We start from the raw sequence: 17811 nt of genomic DNA on the forward strand, positions 1-17811 counted from the left end.
AGTTGCTTGGCTTTTTTTATTAGCGGTTATTACAGTAAATCAGTCAGTAATATACCGACACCAAAGCGTTCAATATCGGCGTTATAGTCTATTAAACTCTCACCATAGCCATTAAAGTACTGCGCATAGCCGCGTACTCTTCCCCATAGAGGGAATGACCAATCAAGCTGAATTGCCCCGCGGTTATCTGAATTTAAATTATTACGAGTCATAAAACTAAATTCATGATCGTGAAAGCGATACGCGCCACCAAATTCAAAGTAACCCATGTATTTATAGATATCAGGGTTATCGTCACCTCGTGCATCTAACGGCGCAGGCTTTTCATTTTCAGGAATACGATACCAAGGTTTAAAGCTAAATACAAAGCCGTCATTTTCCCAAATGAAATCGGCATATATACGGTTCCAAGAACGCGAGTTTGGTTGACTACGGCCATTTGATTGGTGCGAAATACCAATGGCTATTGCCATTTCATCGCCCCATAAAACGTTTTCAGGGTCTAAGTAATTAATCCAGAAAATTTCTGGTTCGTAATTAGTCTCACGAAAAGGAGATGAAATATCGTCGTTATATACTTGCCAGTATGACTGCAGTGTAAAGCCAAAAAATATAGCTTGGTCTGAGTCGGCAAACTCATCATACAAAGGTACTTTAATTGATAACTGATATTTAGCTTCTAGGTTATCGAGAGGGTCGCCATCTTTTTTATCGGTTAATTCTGCAAATCCATCAAACGGGCGAGTGTTTGGGTTCGACATATAAGAAACCGGTAAAATATAATTACGTTTATGCGGCGTAATTACATTACGATTCTTTTTGCCAACCGCTTCACGGGCTTGGCGTTTATCGATAGCTGTTAGCTGCTTGCTTTCTTCAACTGCAGAGCATTTTTCGCGCAATTGATCGAGGGTTTGCTTACCGTCTCCACCTATCACTTCATTTAATATACATTGTTTAACCAGCTCAAGTTCATTGTTTTGCTCGTTTTTTGCTGTTTCTTCAGCAATAACAGCAGTACTTAGTAATGTTGAGAGTAGTATCCAGTGGCGCCAACTCATTATAATTCCTTTGTAAGTGAGGGAAGTAACAGATTTGTGGTGATTATAACGCATTTTTAACACGTATACGGTGAACTTGTCCTGAACTTTAATAAAGCAAAAAGAAAAGCGACCTAAGTCGCTTTTACTGGATAACTAGCTAATAGCTCGCTAGTTAGACTCTCACGCAATGAGAAGGGGTGAGCTAGAGCTCAAAAACGTTTGTAAAAAACTTATAAAGTTCAGTGCCTTGGTTCACACTAGCTGAGGCAAAATGCAATATCGCAATCGCATCAAGATCAAAGCTTAATGTTTGCAGTGGTTGTTCGCTTAGGTAGCGTTCCATTCGTAGTATTTTAGCTATAGGTTCGCCCGCTTTAATGTGCCCACCAAGGGGGGCTAAGTATTCAACCATGCCACCCATAGGTGCATAGTAAGCAATATAATCATTTAGTTGGCAGCCATACCTTGTCATCACTTTTGGCTTGTAGGGCGCATCAACAAATACTTGCTTATGATTTAAATAACTTAAAATACTTTGAGCATCATCAAACGCCGCGCTTAAATCTATTTTTTCTTGGCTTCCCAGCTCTACCGTAAAGGCTTCAACTTGTACGTTAAAATTTCGGCCTTGCTGAGCAAGTTGCTCGCTAAGTTGCCACCATGGACAAAAGCTCGCTTCATCCATTGCCCCATCAAAGTCATTAGGAATCACTAGCACATGGGGAATATTAAAGTAACGGGCACTTTCTGTGGCATATTCAGGACAATATAAGTGCTGACTAGAAATAGGCCCAGTGTGTAAATCTAAAACAATATCAGCTTGATGCGCTAGTCTTTGTAAGTTTAGCGCTATGCGTTTACCCGTTGTTAAACGATAGTCTGGGCCATTAAGTTGCTGCTCAACATCATTAATTAACGCGGTTTTAAACGCTGTTTTTAGAGCTGTATCGTCAGCGTCGTAGTATTGCTTTGCAAACTGTGATGCAAGCTGATTATTACAGTGATACATACGATTCCAATTAGTCCCCGTAATAGGGTCGAATCGGCCAAGCGTAAATTCGCCCGATTTTTGATTACAGCCAATGGGGTTAGCGTAGGGAACTAAGGTAATATCACCTTTTAAATTAAGGTTTTTTAGCTGTTCAAGTAGCTGATAAATAACCGCGTTACCTTGCACTTCGGCGCCATGCATATTAGCTTGTATATACACACTTGGGCCTGTGCCATCGCCCTTTAAACGATAGACAGGAATGGTCAGTGGTAGGCCATTTGCCACTTCACCAACTACAATATTTTCCTGGCTTATAGCTGTGGTGTTATTCATTTTTATTACCTCAAGTAGTGGCTTGCATCTTCTGCTTGGCGAATACAGTTGATTTCGCCATGGTGTATAACATATTCACCGGCCAGTTCATGGCACAAAAAGTACGGCATACTTTCGGTAAAACCATAAGCACCGCATTGACTAAACACCAGCCAGTCATGTTCATTTAAATCGCTCGGTAATTGGTGCTCCCCTAAGCAGTCTAGCGCTGTACATAAAGGTCCGTATAGGCTCATTGCTTGGTTTGCTGCGTTTGAATCTCGTAATAAACGCGCAGGAAAGTCTTGATTAGTAACCGCAGGGCGCAATAAGTGATTAATACCGCCGCTCATAATTACCTGCTGTTGGCCGTAGTTTAATTTGCGCTCAACCACCGGTGTGGCGTAGTGGCCGCATTCGCCTACAGCATAGCGACCTAGTTCCATCCACAGCTCTTTAACACCCGCATCGCGTTTAATCTTTGCAAGGGCTGCTATTAATGCATCCCAGCTTAAAGTCGGGTCATTAAGGGTATAAGGAATACCTAAACCGCCACCTAAATCTAAAATATTCAGGTTTATATTTAAGTTATTAGCAAGGACTGTAAGTGGTGTAATCATTTGCGACCACAGATCTGCAAGTTTGTCGCTGCTGAGCATGTTACCCCACTGAAAAATATGTAGGCCATTAAAGCTCAATGCTGTGTAGTCTTTAGTATTTAGCGATTGCCATTCATCGCACCCTAAGCCAAATGGAGTAAGGCTATCACCACCAAGTGGGTTTTCATCACCCTCGGGCCAGCGTAATTGAACACGCAGTAATACTTGCAACTGGCACTGCTGGGCATTGGCTTGTTCGTTTAACCAACGCACCTGATTAAGACTTTCTGCCACAAAGGTGCGTACGCCACGTGCAATAAAATGTTTAATTTGTTTTGGGCTTTTAGCAGGGCCCGTGTTGAGCACGCGCTCGCTGTTAATTCCTTGGGCAAGTACTTGCTCAAGTTCGCCTTTACTTGCAACATCAAAGTTAAAACCAGCGTTATCTAAACTTTGTATCACTTTAGATAGGGGATTGGCTTTAACCGCATACCAAAGCTTTACTTCGGTTTGCGCCACTAAGTGCGCAAGGTGCGCATCTAGTGAGTCAAGGTCGTAGACAAAAAATGGAGTATCGAGTTTACTCGAAAGCTCATCAATAGCGCTTTTAACGGGCGTGCTCAAAAAGGTCATTAACGTAAAACCTCTTCAAGCAATAATGACGCGTCACTTTGCTCGTCCCTGTATTTAACAATTAAGGCACACGACATACTCAAGCCTTGATCACGGGCCCAGTCATTTGACGCAGGGCGAGAGCCTGGGATCACAATCGCGTATTCAGGGATTGCTTCGCCTTTATCAAGCTGACGCTCATTAACGCAGTCATAAACAGGGATGGTTGCAGATAAGCGAACACCTGGGGCAAGTACCGCGCCTTTTTTAACTACCACGCCTTCAACAATCACACAGCCTGCACCAATGAATGCATCGTCTTCTATGACCACAGGGCTTGCGCCAATGGGCTCAAGTACCCCGCCTAATTGTACCGCGGCGCTCAAATGAACATTTTTACCCACTTGCGCACATGAGCCAACCAATGCGTGGCTATCTACCATAGTCCCCTCGTCAATAAAGGCGCCAATATTTACGTACGCAGGTGGCATAATAATAGTGCCTTTGGCAACATGTGCACCACGGCGCACACTTGAACCACCTGGCACCATGCGAACGCCTGCTGTGGCTTCAAAGCATTGCGGCGCTAGATTATGTTTATCTACAAAGCCACCAGGAAACTCCATGTTAGTGCCGTTTTTAAATGCCTCTAAAATGCCTTGCTTTACTTCTACGTTAGCGTGCCATTGGCCGTTTTCGTCTTGTGTTGCTGCGCGAACTGCGCCCGTTTCTAAATTATTTAATAGTTCTAACCAGCTCATTATAAAAACCTGTATTTAATGCCAAGATAAAATGGTGTTGTTTGCCGATGAAATGTCATCTGTGTGTGTCAGCTCAAGGTGTGTTAAAGGTGGACGTAAATGCGGACTGCTAATACGCCCTTGTAAATGCATTAACACTTTGACTGGAATAGGGTTTGCTACTGAAAATAAGCTATTGATAGCGCTAGACCACTGAACAAAAAGATTAGGGTGTTGGCCGCTTAAACTGCGCTTTACAAACTCATGGGTTTGCACTGGCCATGCATTGGCTGCAACCGACACTAAACCTTTTGCACCTGCTTGGGCAAAATAAGGCATGAGGGCATCGTCACCACTAAAAATGGCTAGTTCAGGCGCTGCTTGTCGATAGGCTTCAAATTGAGAAATACAGCCACTGGCTTCTTTGAGTGCCCATAAATTTTTATGTTGTTTGAGGTTTTCAATGGTTGCAATGGGAATGCTAACCGCACTACGTCCTGGTACGTTATAAAGCATACAAGGATGAGAACTGGCATTGAGCAGGCTTTCAAACCAATGCGTTTGCCCCACTGCACCGGGTTTGGCGTACAAAGGCGAGCCAAGTAAAAAACCATGAATAGGCAGTTGGTTGCAGTAGTTAACCCATTCAAGCTGCTGCTTTAAGTTACTACCACCGACTGCGACCATAAGCGGGACGCTCGGCTGTAATTGGCAAACATGCTCTACGATGGCTTGCTGCTCTTTTAGGGTCAGGGCTAACCCTTCGCCAGTGCTACCAAGTAATAAAATGCCGTTGTTAGCGGCTTCTTGTTCGGCCACCAAGGTGTCTAAGGTTGCGTAATCAACTAGGCCATTTTGATCAAATGGGGTGATCAGCGCAGTCCATAAATGGAAATTGTTAATATTGAAGTTGTTGATCATCTCTCACGAACTTATAGGGCATTCGTCGAGTTATTGGCGGGTATTTAGGGTGCCTGACTCTATGAATGTATTTATAATTCGAAGAGCGAATGGGCTTAAATAATAGGGCGCACGGCCTTATTATACTAAGACCAGAAGCTCTCCACCAAATATGTTATTGGTGACAGTCGCTAGGATTCAACCTAGTCGCCCGAAGTAATCTTTCACAAAAAAGTGTTACCTCTCGGCGTTAATTCCCCTCACGTATGCTCAATGGAGTTTGCGCTCCTAACATACGCTACCTGAATAACGCACCTCTTCCAGCCCTTTGCATTTGCTATTGAAAAATCAATTAGCAAATACAATGTAATAGGGTAAGTGTGGCGATTAAACCACTTTAGCCGTCTAGGTGTCAAGTGACTAAATACAGAATAGTTCATCGATAATAGCAACGGTTACGTATTGGCTGCTTTTCTCGTAAACTAGTTTCATGGTCGAAGTAAGGTATTAAGCAGATGGAAAAATTTAGCGATATTTATAAGCGTGCAGTGGAGCGAAAGGGCTCTGAAAAAATGCTTAAATTGTTACTCGAAAAACCTTTATCAACAAAGCAACTCGTCACATTAAGTGATGATGATTGGCTAGAAGAATTTACTCGGAAAGTTTTTCAAAGTGGCTTTTATTGGTCGGTGATCAACAGTAAGTGGGCCGGATTTAGAGAGGTTTTTTGGGATTTTAGTGTTGAAAAGCTATTGATGATGCCACCAGACATGTTAGAACAAAAAGCCAGTGACGAACGAATTGTGCGCAATTATAAAAAAGTAAAAACCATTACTGATAATGCGTATATGATCCACGAAGTTGCAGAGCAACACGGCAGTTTTAGTCAGTTTATTGCTAACTGGCCAAGTGAAGATATTATTGGTTTGTGGGCATATTTAAAAAAGCATGGTGCAAGGCTTGGTGGTAATACTGGTCCTTATGCACTGCGCGCCTTGGGGAAAGATACTTTTTTACTTTCAAGAGATGTAGAAAGCTATTTGCGTGCCCATAAAATTATAGATGGCGGATTACAAACTAAAAAGTCACTAAGTGCGGCGCAGGCATTCTTTAATGAACTGCAGCAGCAAAGCGGCTTAAGCATGCAAGAGCTAAGCTTAATTGTCGCTTATGGTGTAGGCGACAATCGCGTAGGTATCAGCCAAAAACAATAGGATTAAACATGAAATTAGTGCCAAGGTATACCGATATTGGTGAGGGGTTTGCTATTAGCGATCATCCAGCCAAGGTGACAGCACCACAGTTATTGTTATGGAATGAGCCCCTAGCTGAGCAATTTAATATACAAGTGGATGCTGATTCTCGAGCAAATATATTCAGTGGAAATGAACCTCAAGCAGTTTCTGCAGTTGCATTAGGATATTCTGGTCATCAGTTTGGTCATTTTTCTCCACGCTTAGGAGACGGCCGAGCGCATTTACTTGGCGCGATCAGTGATGATAAAAACCAGCTTTGGGATTTGCAATTAAAAGGCGCTGGCGCTACGCCATTCTCGCGTGGTGGAGATGGGCGCTGTGCATTAGGACCTGCTATTCGTGAGTACGTAATGAGCGAAGCAATGCATGCGCTTGGCATTCCTACTACGCGTTGTTTAGCCGTGGTTGGTAGTGGTGAAACTGTTTATCGTAACCCGCCGCAACCTGGCGCTATTGTAACGCGACTCGCGAGTAGTCATATTCGAGTTGGCTCGTTTCAATATTTAGCTACCCAAGGCGATTTGACCAGTCTAAAAAACTTAGCCGATTTAGCCATTCAAAGACATTACCCTGAAATTAACAGCACTGGCGCCCAGCGATACTTGGATTTTCTAGCCGCAGTGATAACCAATCAAGTTAACTTAGTCGTAAGTTGGATGAGGGTGGGGTTTATTCATGGGGTAATGAATACCGACAACACCTTAATTAGTGGTGAAACCATAGATTACGGTCCATGTGCCATGATGAACCAGTTTGATTTTGATACCGTGTTTAGCTCTATTGATAAGCAAGGGCGTTACGCATTTGGTAATCAGCCAAACATGGCGAGTTGGAACTGTGCTCGCTTAGCAGAGAGTCTAATGGCACTAATAAGTGACGACGATGAGCAAGCCGTAGCAATGCTGACACCTATCATTGCAGACTTTTCGACCCAATTTAATCAGCAATTTAGCGCTATGTGGGCACAAAAGTTAGGGCTAACAATAGCTGATGATAAAGATAATGAGCTGGTGGGGGAGTTACTAGGGCTATTAAAAGAACACCAGCTTGATTATACCAATACTTTTAATGCACTCACTGAGTCGTTAAATGGGCAAGCTGAAATACCATCAGCACTTACCTCTTGGGCACAGCAATGGCAAACACGAACTAATGAGCACAGCTATCAAGTGATGCGACAAGCCAATCCGAGTGTGATTCCACGTAACCATATTATTGAAGATATTATTACTCAGTACACTACGCATGGGGATAGTGAGCTACTCAGTCGTTTTAGCAAAGTGATGTCGAGCCCTTACACAAGCCATGCGCAGGCCACTGAGTTTCAAACGCCGCCCGAAGATGATAAGAATTATCGTACTTTTTGCGGTACTTAAGTATGGTTTATTGCATTTTAAAATGAATATAAAAGGTCATTTTTTACCCCTGCGATGTTCATTCATAGAGCAAACTATGAACGAATGATACCATAACATCCATAAAGGCTAGTGATCGTATGGGGTTTAAAGCGATTGTTTGCTTTTTGAGCTAGTCTTTGTTCAGTAACATTTTTTATGGGCTAGTTTTATTATCCTAAGATATTGAAAAAATATATTTGCGTTAAGTATTGATTAACAAAGGCTCAGTTACTGTATAGGTAAGTTAGAAGAGCTAGCAATGCTTAGCTACATTTTTAGTTGTTAAAATGGGAAGAAAACAATGAAATTAAAATCACTTACAATTGCCATAGCGTTAGCTGCAACTAGCGCATCTACTTTTGCTGCCGAACAAGAAGGTTTTTACATTGGTGCGTTCGGTGATTACTACGATGCTTCGTGGAAAAACATGCGTGAGCAGGCTGGCCTTGACGTTAATGAGTCAACAGGTTGGGGTGCTGAATTAGGTTACCGCTTTAATGATTACTGGAGCGCACGTTTAGAATACGCAGACCTAGATTTTAATGCACATGACAAAGTACTTAACAACCGCAACGATATTGACGGCGAACGTTACGGTATCGATGCGCTTTACCACTTTGGCGGCGGCCCTTTTTACGGTTTATTCGGTCTGAAAGACATTGATGTTGTTGATGACAACACGTTTGTAAATGCAGGTGTAGGTTACCGACACTTTGTTACAGACAACTTCTTTGTAAATGCTGAAACCAGTGTTTACCAAGGTTTAGACAAAGGCTACACAGATGTTGGCGCAAAATTAGGTATTAACTACTTTTTCGGCCAAAAATCAGCGCCAGTAGCACCAGTTGAGCCTGCACCACAACCAGAGCCAGAAATTGTTCCAGTGCCGGTAACACTTGCTGATACTGATAAAGATAGCATTCCTGATGTAGATGACAAATGTGCTAACACACCAATGACAGATGCGGTTGATAGTGATGGTTGTACACTTTATGAAGATACTGAAGTAACAGTAAGCTTGTTAGTAACATTCCCTAACAATGACTCGTCAGTTTCACAGCAGTACTTAAATGATATTGACGAAGTAGCGTCTTTCTTAAAAGAGTACCCAGATACAACTGTACTTCTTGAAGGTCATACGTCTGCAGTAGGTAAAGCGTCTTACAATAAATGGTTATCTAAAAAACGTGCTGATGCAGTAGCTAAAAAGCTAATTGCTGATGGTATTGCAGAAGATCGCATTACAACAGCTGGCTTAGGCGAAGAACGCCTTAAAAATGAAGCGAATACGGCACAAGCACACGCTGAAAACCGTCGTGTTGAAGCACACGTAAAATCTATTAAACGTGTAAAAGTACTTCGTTAATAGTTTCTAATTAAGTAAAAACCCAGCTTATGCTGGGTTTTTTTATGGCTGCTTAATAGGTATTCATGAAAGTTGATTTTACTTAACCTACTATTCATATTGTTAATAATCGATATAACTAGTTGCCCAAGTGGATGGATTTTAATCTATGTATAAAAGCTTTATAATCGAGCGTTAGAATACTATAAGTATTGGGTTATAGTGTGTTTTGTAAACACTACCGAATACTTTCACGTCACCAAGAGGGCAATACTGTGCTACAAGAATATCGTAAACACGTAGAAGAACGTGCCGCGTTAGGTATCGTACCAGCGCCATTAGATGCTCAGCAAACGGCTGATCTTATTGAGCTAATTAAAACTCCACCGGCAGGCGAAGAAGAGTTCGTCCTAGAACTACTAATCAATCGTGTACCGCCGGGTGTCGATGATGCAGCCTATATTAAAGCTGGTTTTTTAGCGGCAGTTGCAAAAGGTGAAGCCGTTTCTCCACTTCTCTCTAAAGAAAAAGCAGCTGAATTGCTTGGTACTATGCTTGGTGGCTACAATATCGCGCCAATGGTTGACCTACTTGATGACGAAGCGTTAGCGCCAATCGTAGTTAAGGGCCTTGCAAACACATTATTAATGTTTGATGCGTTTTACGATTTAGAAGAAAAAGCAAAAGCAGGTAATACATACGCCAAACAAATCATTGAGTCTTGGGCTGCCGCAGAATGGTTTACTAATAAGCCAGCTGTTGCTGAAAAGATCTCGGTTACTGTATTTAAAGTCACTGGTGAGACAAACACGGATGACTTATCACCCGCTCCAGATGCATGGTCACGTCCTGATATTCCACTTCACGCACTAGCGATGCTTAAAACAGAACGTGATGGCATTAACCCTGATAAAAACGGTGAAGTAGGTCCAGTTACCCAGCTCGAAGAATTAAAAACTAAAGGCTTACCACTTGCTTACGTAGGTGATGTTGTTGGTACCGGGTCTTCACGTAAATCTGCTACTAACTCCGTGCTTTGGTTTATGGGTGCTGATATCCCATTTGTCCCAAATAAGCGCGTAGGTGGTGTCTGTTTAGGTAACAAGATTGCGCCTATCTTTTTCAATACAATGGAAGACTCAGGTGCATTACCAATCGAATTAAATGTTGATGAATTCAACATGGGTGACCAAATCGACATTTACCCTTATGAAGGGGTTGTTAAACGTCACGGTACTGATGACGTGATCTCTACGTTCACACTTAAATCAGAGGTCATTCTTGATGAGGTTCGTGCTGGTGGTCGTATTCCACTGATCATTGGTCGTGGCCTTACAGACAAAGCACGTACATCACTAGGTTTAGGTGCAACTGACGTATTTAAAGTACCCACGGTCACTGAAGTGTCAGATAAAGGCTTTACGCTTGCGCAAAAAATGGTGGGTAAAGCATGTAATGTTGCCGGTATTCGCCCAGGCCAATACTGTGAACCAAAAATGACCACGGTTGGCTCGCAAGATACCACCGGTCCTATGACACGTGATGAGCTTAAAGACTTAGCCTGTTTAGGTTTCTCTGCAGATTTAACCATGCAGTCTTTCTGTCATACATCGGCTTACCCTAAACCAATTGACGTAAATACGCATCATACACTTCCTGATTTCATCATGAACCGTGGTGGTGTATCGCTTCGTCCTGGTGATGGTGTAATTCACTCATGGTTGAACCGTATGTTATTACCAGACACCGTAGGTACCGGTGGTGATTCACATACTCGTTTCCCATTAGGTATTTCATTCCCAGCGGGTTCAGGTGCGGTCGCATTTGCAGCAGCAACAGGTGTTATGCCACTTGATATGCCTGAATCGATTTTGGTTCGTTTTAAAGGTGAAATGCAGCCTGGTATCACGTTGCGTGACCTCGTTCATGCCATCCCTTACTACGGTATTAAAGAAGGGCTATTAACGGTTGAGAAGAAAGGTAAAATCAACGAGTTCTCTGGTCGTATACTAGAAATTGAAGGAGTTGAGCACTTAACTGTTGAGCAAGCATTTGAACTATCAGATGCATCAGCAGAGCGCTCAGCAGCAGGTTGTACTGTTAAGCTTTCTAAAGAGTCGATCAGCGAATACCTTGAGTCTAACATTGTTATGCTTAAGTGGATGATTTCTGAAGGCTACGGTGATGTACGTACAATCGAACGTCGTATTACAGCAATGCAAGAATGGCTAGCTAACCCAGAACTAATGGAAGCGGATAAAGATGCTGAGTACAAGCATGTGCTTGAAATCGACTTAGCTGATATTAAAGAGCCAGTACTTTGTGCGCCAAATGACCCTGATGATGCGCGTTTACTATCTGACGTGACAGGCGAGAAAATTGATGAGGTATTCATCGGTTCTTGTATGACTAACATTGGTCACTTCCGTGCCGCAGGTAAATTACTAGATGGCTTTACTGGTCGTATTCCAACACAGCTTTGGGTTGCACCGCCAACTAAGATGGACAAAGACCAGCTTACGGACGAAGGTTACTACGGTATCTTTGGTCGTGTTGGAGCACGTATTGAAACGCCTGGGTGTTCACTGTGTATGGGTAACCAAGCACGTGTTGCAGATAAAGCAACGGTTGTGTCTACCTCAACACGTAATTTCCCTAACCGTTTAGGTACAGGCGCAAATGTGTTCTTAGCTTCAGCAGAGCTGGCGGCAGTAGCGGCAATTTTAGGTAAATTACCTACTCCGGCTGAGTACCAAGAATATGCAGCGAAAATCAATGCAACGGCAGCAGATACCTACCGTTACTTGAACTTCCACCGTATGCCTCAATACACTAAAAAAGCAGACAACGTAATTATTCAGCAAGCTGTATAATTAATAGAGTTTGAATGAAAAGCCCGCTTCGGCGGGTTTTTTGTCGTTTGAATTTAATTTGGATTATTCATGCTTTAATAATCTTATATTGAATTAAATTTAAGTATTATTTACTTTTTAGTTGAATAATAAAGCAAAAAATCCTCGCTATATGCATTAAAATCCCTGCCAATATTATCATTATTATAAGCAGGATTTTATGACCGCATTAAACAACCAGAATTTACTGCAACTTCGTTTTATTAACCAAGCCAACATTGATTTGGTTAAGCCTTCTTTTGATAACTTACCTGCAAACCCATATGCAGATGGTGCGTTTCGCAAGCGCCGTTATTCAGTAGTTAAACTACAAAATGGTGAGCTTAATCTTCAAGCGACTAAAGCGTTTGTGCAAGACGATTCAATTAATACCTTTCAAGGTAATGTTGAACGTACTTACGAAAATTTAGAGCAAAGCTTGCTTGAGTCTGAGGGTATGAAAAGTATTGTTAGCGAATTTTGTGCGATTACCGGTATTGATGCAGAGCGTGATATTGAAATTCACCAATTTAGAATGCTTGCCATTGATAGCGACACGCCAGCAGCCCCAGAAGGTGTGCATCAAGACGGGTTTGATCATGTGTGTGTATGTGGTGTTTCTCATGAGAATTTAGAAGGTGGAGAGCTATTGGTTTATGAAAACCAACAAGCTGAACCGTGTTTTAAAATGGAAATAAAAGACGGCATGTTTGCACTAATTAATGACCGTCAGGTATGGCATAACGCCACGCCAATGAACAAAATTGATGCTAACAAACCAGGTTACCTGGATTGTTTTGTACTAACTGCTTAAGAGAAATAAAATGAATTTAATGCAATTGCGCGCGCAATTTCCCGCTTTAATGCAAACGGTTGATGGCAAGTCACCGGTATTTTTAGATGGGCCAGGTGGCTCACAAGTACCCCAGCCGGTACTCAGTGCCATGACCGCTTATTTAGGGCATTACAATTCAAACTTGGGCGGTGCGTTTTTCTCAAGTGACAAAACGGTTGAGCTAATGGCTAATGCGCGTCAAGCGGCGGCTGATTTGTTAAATGCCCCTAGTGCACAAAATATTGTGTTTGGTCCGAACATGACCAGCCTTACGTTTAGCTTCAGCCGCGCGATTTCACGCAGTTGGAAAGCAGGCGATGAAATTATTGTGTCCAATGCAGATCATTTTTCAAATGTATCGTCTTGGCAGCAAGCCGCTGAAGATAAAGGCGCAGTGGTTAACACAGCGCTTATTAACGAAGCCGATTGCAGTTTAGATATGGCGTATTTTGAAAGCTTATTAAACGCTAACACTAAATTAGTTGCGGTTACGTATGCATCAAATACCACAGGCTCTATTAACGATATTAAACGTATTATAGAGCTTGCTCACAATGTCGGTGCATTGGTGTATGTTGATGCTGTGCATTATGCCCCTCATGAACTAATCGATGTGCAAGCGTTAGATTGTGACTTTTTAGCGTGTTCTGCATATAAGTTTTTTGGTCCGCACTTAGGCATGGTTTATGGCAAAACAGATCACTTAGAAGGGTTTACACCTTATAAAGTAGAACCAGCAAAAGATGTTGCTCCAGGCCGCTGGGAAACCGGCACACAAAGTTTTGAAGCACTAGCGGGCTTTATTGCAGCGGTTGATTACATTGCGGCAATTAGCGAACTTGATGACAGTCACTCACGCCGAGAAAAACTGCGTGTTGCGTTTGAAAAAACGAAACAACACGAGATGGCGCTTAGTGAATACTTTTTAACACGCCTGGTTAATTACCCGCGTATTAAATTGTTTGGTATTGATGACTTAGAACGCTTAAGTGAGCGTACCCCTACGTTTGCACTGACCTTTGAAGGGTTAGAGCCTCGCCAAGTGTCTGAATTTTTAGGCAAACAACATGTATGTGTATGGGATGGTAATTTTTACGCCCAAGGTTTATGCAAACAACTGGGTGTGCTTGATAAGGGCGGCGTAGTACGCATTGGTTGCATGCACTACAACACTCTAGAAGAAATGGACACGCTATTTAATTTGTTTGATGAGCTACTAGGTTAATCCCTTATTTATTCAATACTTTTTAAAGCCATAAGTAAAAATTACTTATGGCTTTTTTATTGGCTGATTACCTAGCTTTGTGGGGTTCCATATATTTGCTCTGCTCGATTGAACAAAACCCATGAGGTTAAAATATACTTATCATTTGATACTGGCTTATTGCCTCTATGTGTATGCGTGAAATATCCTGGAGCAACCACCATGCTGCCTTTTTTAGGGGCTATTTTACGATTTTGATAATAAAACTCGGTTTCTCCGCCTTCTTCAACATCATTTAAATAAAACATAAATAACAATACCCGATGCAGGGCTTCATTATGTTGTAACTGCGGATACACCTCACTATGCCAATACGGGTAGCCCCCTTTATTGACCTCATATTTTTGTGCTTGAATATTACCGAGCCTAAAAATTTGCTGCACCAATAAAGGAAGTTGTGGTTTACCTACTTCGTCATAATTGGCATGAGTCAAATCTACCGGCTGACCTGTTTTTGGGTGATACACTTTTAAGCCAAATGCCCCAATCATCATAAAAATATGTTCTTCAATGTATTTAAAAACAAACTGTGCAGTGGTTTGTTGAATATGTTTTAATTGTTCTGCGTACTCAGGATGATTGTTTAAGTGCAGGTCGTGGCTATCTTTTTTATTAAGATCAACGCCACCCGATGTCATCCCTTGTTTAATATGCGGGCTTTGAGAAAAGGTAGTGATAAAGTTATCGCAAAAGTCACTGCTGAGCGCGTTGTCATACACGCGGATAAAGTCCGTCATGAGTTACCTGTTTAATTATTATGGATTATTATGTTTACTGAAAAAGTGATGCCGCGCTTTAGCGAAACGGATGCACTCGGACACATCAACAATACCGTACTCCCAGTTTGGTTTGAAGCCGCCCGAGTACCTATTTTTAAATTTTTTACCCCTGATCTTAATCCTCACAACTGGAAGTTAATCATTGCTAAGGTTGAAGTGTCGTTTGTCGGCGAGCTATTTTATGCTCATGAGGTGACAATTAACACCAGCATAGAGCAGATTGGTAATAGCTCATTTGTGATCCGCCAAGAAGCCTGGCAGCAAGATAAGTGTTGTGCAATTGGTAAAACGGTCATGGTGCGATACGACTTTGCCAGCAAGACAAAGCAAACGCTTTCGGCTGATGAAAAAGCTGCATTAACACAGCACCTTGTTGCAACGAGTTAATCGCATTTTAGCTGTGACTGAGTCAAATATGCCCTAAGGCAATGACTTGTTTTTCAGTAAAACGTAGTCCGAGTTTAGTTCTGCGCCACAATATATCTGCGTTAGTTCTTAACCATTCATGGTTAACTAAGTGTGCCATAGCTGCGCGCTATACGTTTTAAGGTGTCGATTGGTAGCCTCTTTTTTGTGGGCTCAGTATTTAATATTGGATTTTTATGTTGTGACAGCTAATTGCTATTTGTAGGTATGCTAAAAAGGTTGGCCTTGAAATAGGCCAACCATAGTACTTCTCTTTACTGACCATGTATCGATGATTGCTGAAGTTAGATTGATAAATCACGAGTTACTCGACCGCATATCTTGACTAAGCGGAAAATCCACCGTCGATCATCAAGTCAGCGCCAGTGATATAACCCGCTTCTGAGCTAGCAACGAATGCAACTAAGCTAGCAATCTCCTCAACTTGACCATAACGACCAAGTGCACCTATTGCTTTTACAGGCTCCGAAGTATCGCCATTGTCTGGGTTTAAGTCAGTATCCACTGGACCAGGAAGAATGTTATTAACTGTAATGCCTCTAGAGCCTAGATCGCGAGAGAGACCTTTAACCAATCCGGTTAGTGCAGACTTGCTCATTCCATATATAGAACCGCCAGCAAAAGGAATGCGCTGAGCGTTCGTACTACTGATATTGATTATTCTGCCGTTATTATTTATATGCTTCGCGGCTTCATGAATAGCCACAAATACACTTCGTACGTTGGTATTGATGGTCTTGTCCCAATCATCCATCGTCAAATTTTCAATACTGTCCCAGATCAGCGTACCTGAGTTGTTTACGACAATATCAATTTGACCAAGTTGTTCTATGGTTTCGCTGATTGCATTTCTGATATCTTCAGGCTTAGTGCTATCCGCCTTTATTGCGATGACTTTGCTACCTTGTGAAGTTAAGTTCTCAGCAAGCGCTTTAGCTTTTTCGTGGGATGACACAAATGTAAAAGCAACAGACGCTCCCTCCAATGCCAATCTCTCAACAATGGCGGCACCAATGCCGCGACTGCCACCTTGGATAAAAGCAACCTTCCCACTGAATCTATTGAAGTTATTCATTATGTTTACCTTAATTGAAAATCGATGTAATCATCTCGTTGATGTACACAGAATAATCGATTCACATTGGTTTATTAAGTCTTTAAAATGATGAACACAAAGTCCTGCAGGGAATTAATGATGTTAAAAAGCCAATTTATAGAAGTTCGTCACTTTGTCACCGTTGCGCAGTTGGGGAGTTTTACCCTTGCGGCTCAAGCGCTTGGAATGACCGGTTCAGCTTTAAGTAAAAGCGTTGCTCGACTAGAAAAACAGCTAGGCACCAAACTCCTTCATCGAACAACTCGACGCATCGCGTTAACCAATGATGGGGATTCCTATTTAGCCGACTGCCTTAAAGCGATGACCATTTTAGAGGAAGCAGAGAAGCGCTTAAGCAATCAACAGTTATTGCCATCAGGGCGTGTGCGTATAGATTTACCCGCAGTTCTCGGTAGAAGAGCAATCCTACCCAAGTTGCTAGAATTAACGTCCAAGTTCGAGCAATTAGATCTATCTATTACCTTTAATGACCGTCCTACGGATTTAGTCAGTGACGGGATTGATCTTGCGATCCGCGTTGGGCACTTAGAAAACTCGGGCGATATTGTTGCACGTAAAATAGGGGAGCAAAAAAGGGTGATATGTGCCTCTCCCTCTTATTTAGCAACGCGAGCACCGATTACCAAAAAAGAAGATATTGCTCAACATGATTGCATCGTCGGTTGGCCTATAGGACAAAGGCATAGTTGGCTGCTGAAAAATGCTAAAGGGGCAACCGAATCTGTTGATATTTCAGCACGTCATGAGATAGCCGACTGTGAAGGTATTTTGCAATCGACTTTATCTGGTGCAGGTTTAGCTCAACTACCAGTATGGTTAGTGAAGCAATACCTTGATGATGGGCAATTATGCCCTGTATTAGAGAAATTCAATGGCGAAGGAGCACCCATCAGTATTGTTTGGCTAAAAACACCTTACATTCTGCCTAAAATAAGAGTCATCATAGATGAGATTATTACTTTAACTAGCCGTCATCCAGATGTTTTTGAGGCTTCTTTGTAATTTTGATTAATCGAAGTACGACATTGCAGGTACTTTTAGTATTATTGTGTGCGCCCATAAGTATTCTTGTGTTTACTTGCTCACTCTTGTCGTCAGTGCTATTGAAAAGTCTAACTTGTTCAATGCAATACAATGTAGCCATTTTGCGTATAAATCGTTGCGCTCTTCACTGCTTATACTTGGTTCAAAGCGACGAACGCTTGGCAAGCTGCGCAGTTGATTCATACACCTCAGTTTGTAATCCTGCTAAGTAAGTCACCCCCAGTGAGGTGGTTTCGGTTAAAGTAAGGCGCTCACTCATC

15 protein-coding genes, 1 pseudogene and 1 riboswitch are annotated in these 17811 nt (G+C 42.1%); of the genes and pseudogenes, 8 read left to right on the forward strand and 8 right to left on the reverse strand.

Going from position 1 to position 17811, the window contains the following annotated elements:
• Positions 1 to 29 precede the first annotated feature (29 nt).
• The 5 genes from AN392_RS08605 to dapA form a co-directional block, all read right to left on the reverse strand.
• Positions 30 to 1061, reverse strand: a complete 1032-nt coding sequence (locus AN392_RS08605) for a phospholipase A (protein ID WP_055012465.1) — start codon at positions 1059 to 1061, stop codon at positions 30 to 32.
• Positions 1062 to 1245: 184 nt separating this feature from the next.
• Positions 1246 to 2367, reverse strand: coding sequence for a succinylglutamate desuccinylase/aspartoacylase family protein (locus tag AN392_RS08610; RefSeq protein ID WP_054202777.1), 1122 nt, complete (start codon positions 2365 to 2367; stop codon positions 1246 to 1248).
• 5 nt (positions 2368 to 2372) lie between these two features.
• Positions 2373 to 3578, reverse strand: a complete 1206-nt coding sequence (locus AN392_RS08615; RefSeq protein WP_055012466.1) for a PLP-dependent decarboxylase — start codon at positions 3576 to 3578, stop codon at positions 2373 to 2375.
• Positions 3578 to 4318 carry a 2,3,4,5-tetrahydropyridine-2,6-dicarboxylate N-succinyltransferase gene (locus tag AN392_RS08620; protein ID WP_054202775.1) on the reverse strand — a complete coding sequence of 247 codons (741 nt, stop codon included), beginning with the start codon at positions 4316 to 4318 and terminating at the stop codon, positions 3578 to 3580. Before AN392_RS08620 ends, AN392_RS08615 begins: the two co-directional genes overlap by 1 nt.
• 15 nt (positions 4319 to 4333) lie before the next feature.
• Positions 4334 to 5218, reverse strand: a complete 885-nt coding sequence (dapA, locus tag AN392_RS08625) for a 4-hydroxy-tetrahydrodipicolinate synthase (protein ID WP_010392038.1) — start codon at positions 5216 to 5218, stop codon at positions 4334 to 4336.
• 127 nt (positions 5219 to 5345) lie between these two features.
• Positions 5346 to 5525: riboswitch (Lysine riboswitch) on the reverse strand.
• Positions 5526 to 5712: 187 nt separating this feature from the next.
• On the opposite strand from dapA, the gene AN392_RS08630 reads away from it, so the two are divergent.
• The 6 genes from AN392_RS08630 to AN392_RS08655 all read left to right on the forward strand — a co-directional run bounded on the left by AN392_RS08630 (position 5713) and on the right by AN392_RS08655 (position 14146).
• Positions 5713 to 6411 carry a DNA-3-methyladenine glycosylase I gene (locus tag AN392_RS08630; RefSeq protein WP_055012467.1) on the forward strand — a complete coding sequence of 233 codons (699 nt, stop codon included), beginning with the start codon at positions 5713 to 5715 and terminating at the stop codon, positions 6409 to 6411.
• Positions 6412 to 6419: 8 nt separating this feature from the next.
• Positions 6420 to 7829, forward strand: a complete 1410-nt coding sequence (locus tag AN392_RS08635; protein ID WP_054202773.1) for a YdiU family protein — start codon at positions 6420 to 6422, stop codon at positions 7827 to 7829.
• 322 nt (positions 7830 to 8151) lie between these two features.
• Positions 8152 to 9216 carry an OmpA family protein gene (locus AN392_RS08640; protein WP_010392045.1) on the forward strand — a complete coding sequence of 355 codons (1065 nt, stop codon included), beginning with the start codon at positions 8152 to 8154 and terminating at the stop codon, positions 9214 to 9216.
• A 254-nt stretch (positions 9217 to 9470) separates the two neighbouring features.
• The gene (gene acnB, locus AN392_RS08645; protein ID WP_055012468.1) at positions 9471 to 12068 is read left to right on the forward strand and encodes a bifunctional aconitate hydratase 2/2-methylisocitrate dehydratase; all 2598 of its coding nucleotides are present in this window, start codon (positions 9471 to 9473) and stop codon (positions 12066 to 12068) included.
• A 199-nt stretch (positions 12069 to 12267) separates the two neighbouring features.
• Positions 12268 to 12900 carry a 2OG-Fe dioxygenase family protein gene (locus AN392_RS08650; RefSeq protein ID WP_008108423.1) on the forward strand — a complete coding sequence of 211 codons (633 nt, stop codon included), beginning with the start codon at positions 12268 to 12270 and terminating at the stop codon, positions 12898 to 12900.
• 10 nt (positions 12901 to 12910) lie between these two features.
• Positions 12911 to 14146 carry a cysteine desulfurase-like protein gene (locus tag AN392_RS08655; RefSeq protein WP_055012469.1) on the forward strand — a complete coding sequence of 412 codons (1236 nt, stop codon included), beginning with the start codon at positions 12911 to 12913 and terminating at the stop codon, positions 14144 to 14146.
• A gap of 71 nt (positions 14147 to 14217) precedes the next feature.
• Here AN392_RS08655 and AN392_RS08660 read toward each other — a convergent pair whose 3' ends face one another.
• The gene (locus AN392_RS08660; protein WP_055012470.1) at positions 14218 to 14922 is read right to left on the reverse strand and encodes a 2OG-Fe(II) oxygenase; all 705 of its coding nucleotides are present in this window, start codon (positions 14920 to 14922) and stop codon (positions 14218 to 14220) included.
• A 30-nt stretch (positions 14923 to 14952) separates the two neighbouring features.
• Here AN392_RS08660 and AN392_RS08665 point away from each other — a divergent pair, with 30 nt between their 5' ends.
• A complete protein-coding gene (locus tag AN392_RS08665) occupies positions 14953 to 15351 on the forward strand; it encodes a thioesterase family protein (protein WP_055012471.1) in 399 nt (132 codons plus the stop codon).
• A gap of 364 nt (positions 15352 to 15715) precedes the next feature.
• On the opposite strand, the gene AN392_RS08670 is transcribed toward AN392_RS08665, so the two are convergent.
• Positions 15716 to 16465, reverse strand: coding sequence for a 3-oxoacyl-ACP reductase family protein (locus AN392_RS08670; protein ID WP_055012472.1), 750 nt, complete (start codon positions 16463 to 16465; stop codon positions 15716 to 15718).
• A gap of 120 nt (positions 16466 to 16585) precedes the next feature.
• Between AN392_RS08670 and AN392_RS08675 the strand changes: the two genes are divergently transcribed.
• Positions 16586 to 17509: a LysR family transcriptional regulator gene (locus AN392_RS08675; RefSeq protein WP_055012473.1), complete on the forward strand. Its 924-nt coding sequence runs from the start codon at positions 16586 to 16588 to the stop codon at positions 17507 to 17509.
• Positions 17510 to 17632: 123 nt separating this feature from the next.
• On the opposite strand, the pseudogene AN392_RS18570 reads toward AN392_RS08675, so the two are convergent.
• Positions 17633 to 17804 (reverse strand): annotated as a pseudogene (locus tag AN392_RS18570) (glycerol kinase); the annotation flags it as partial.
• Positions 17805 to 17811: the final 7 nt, after the last annotated feature.

The sequence above is a fragment of the Pseudoalteromonas sp. P1-16-1b genome (assembly GCF_001401785.1).
Taxonomy (GTDB): domain Bacteria; phylum Pseudomonadota; class Gammaproteobacteria; order Enterobacterales; family Alteromonadaceae; genus Pseudoalteromonas; species Pseudoalteromonas undina.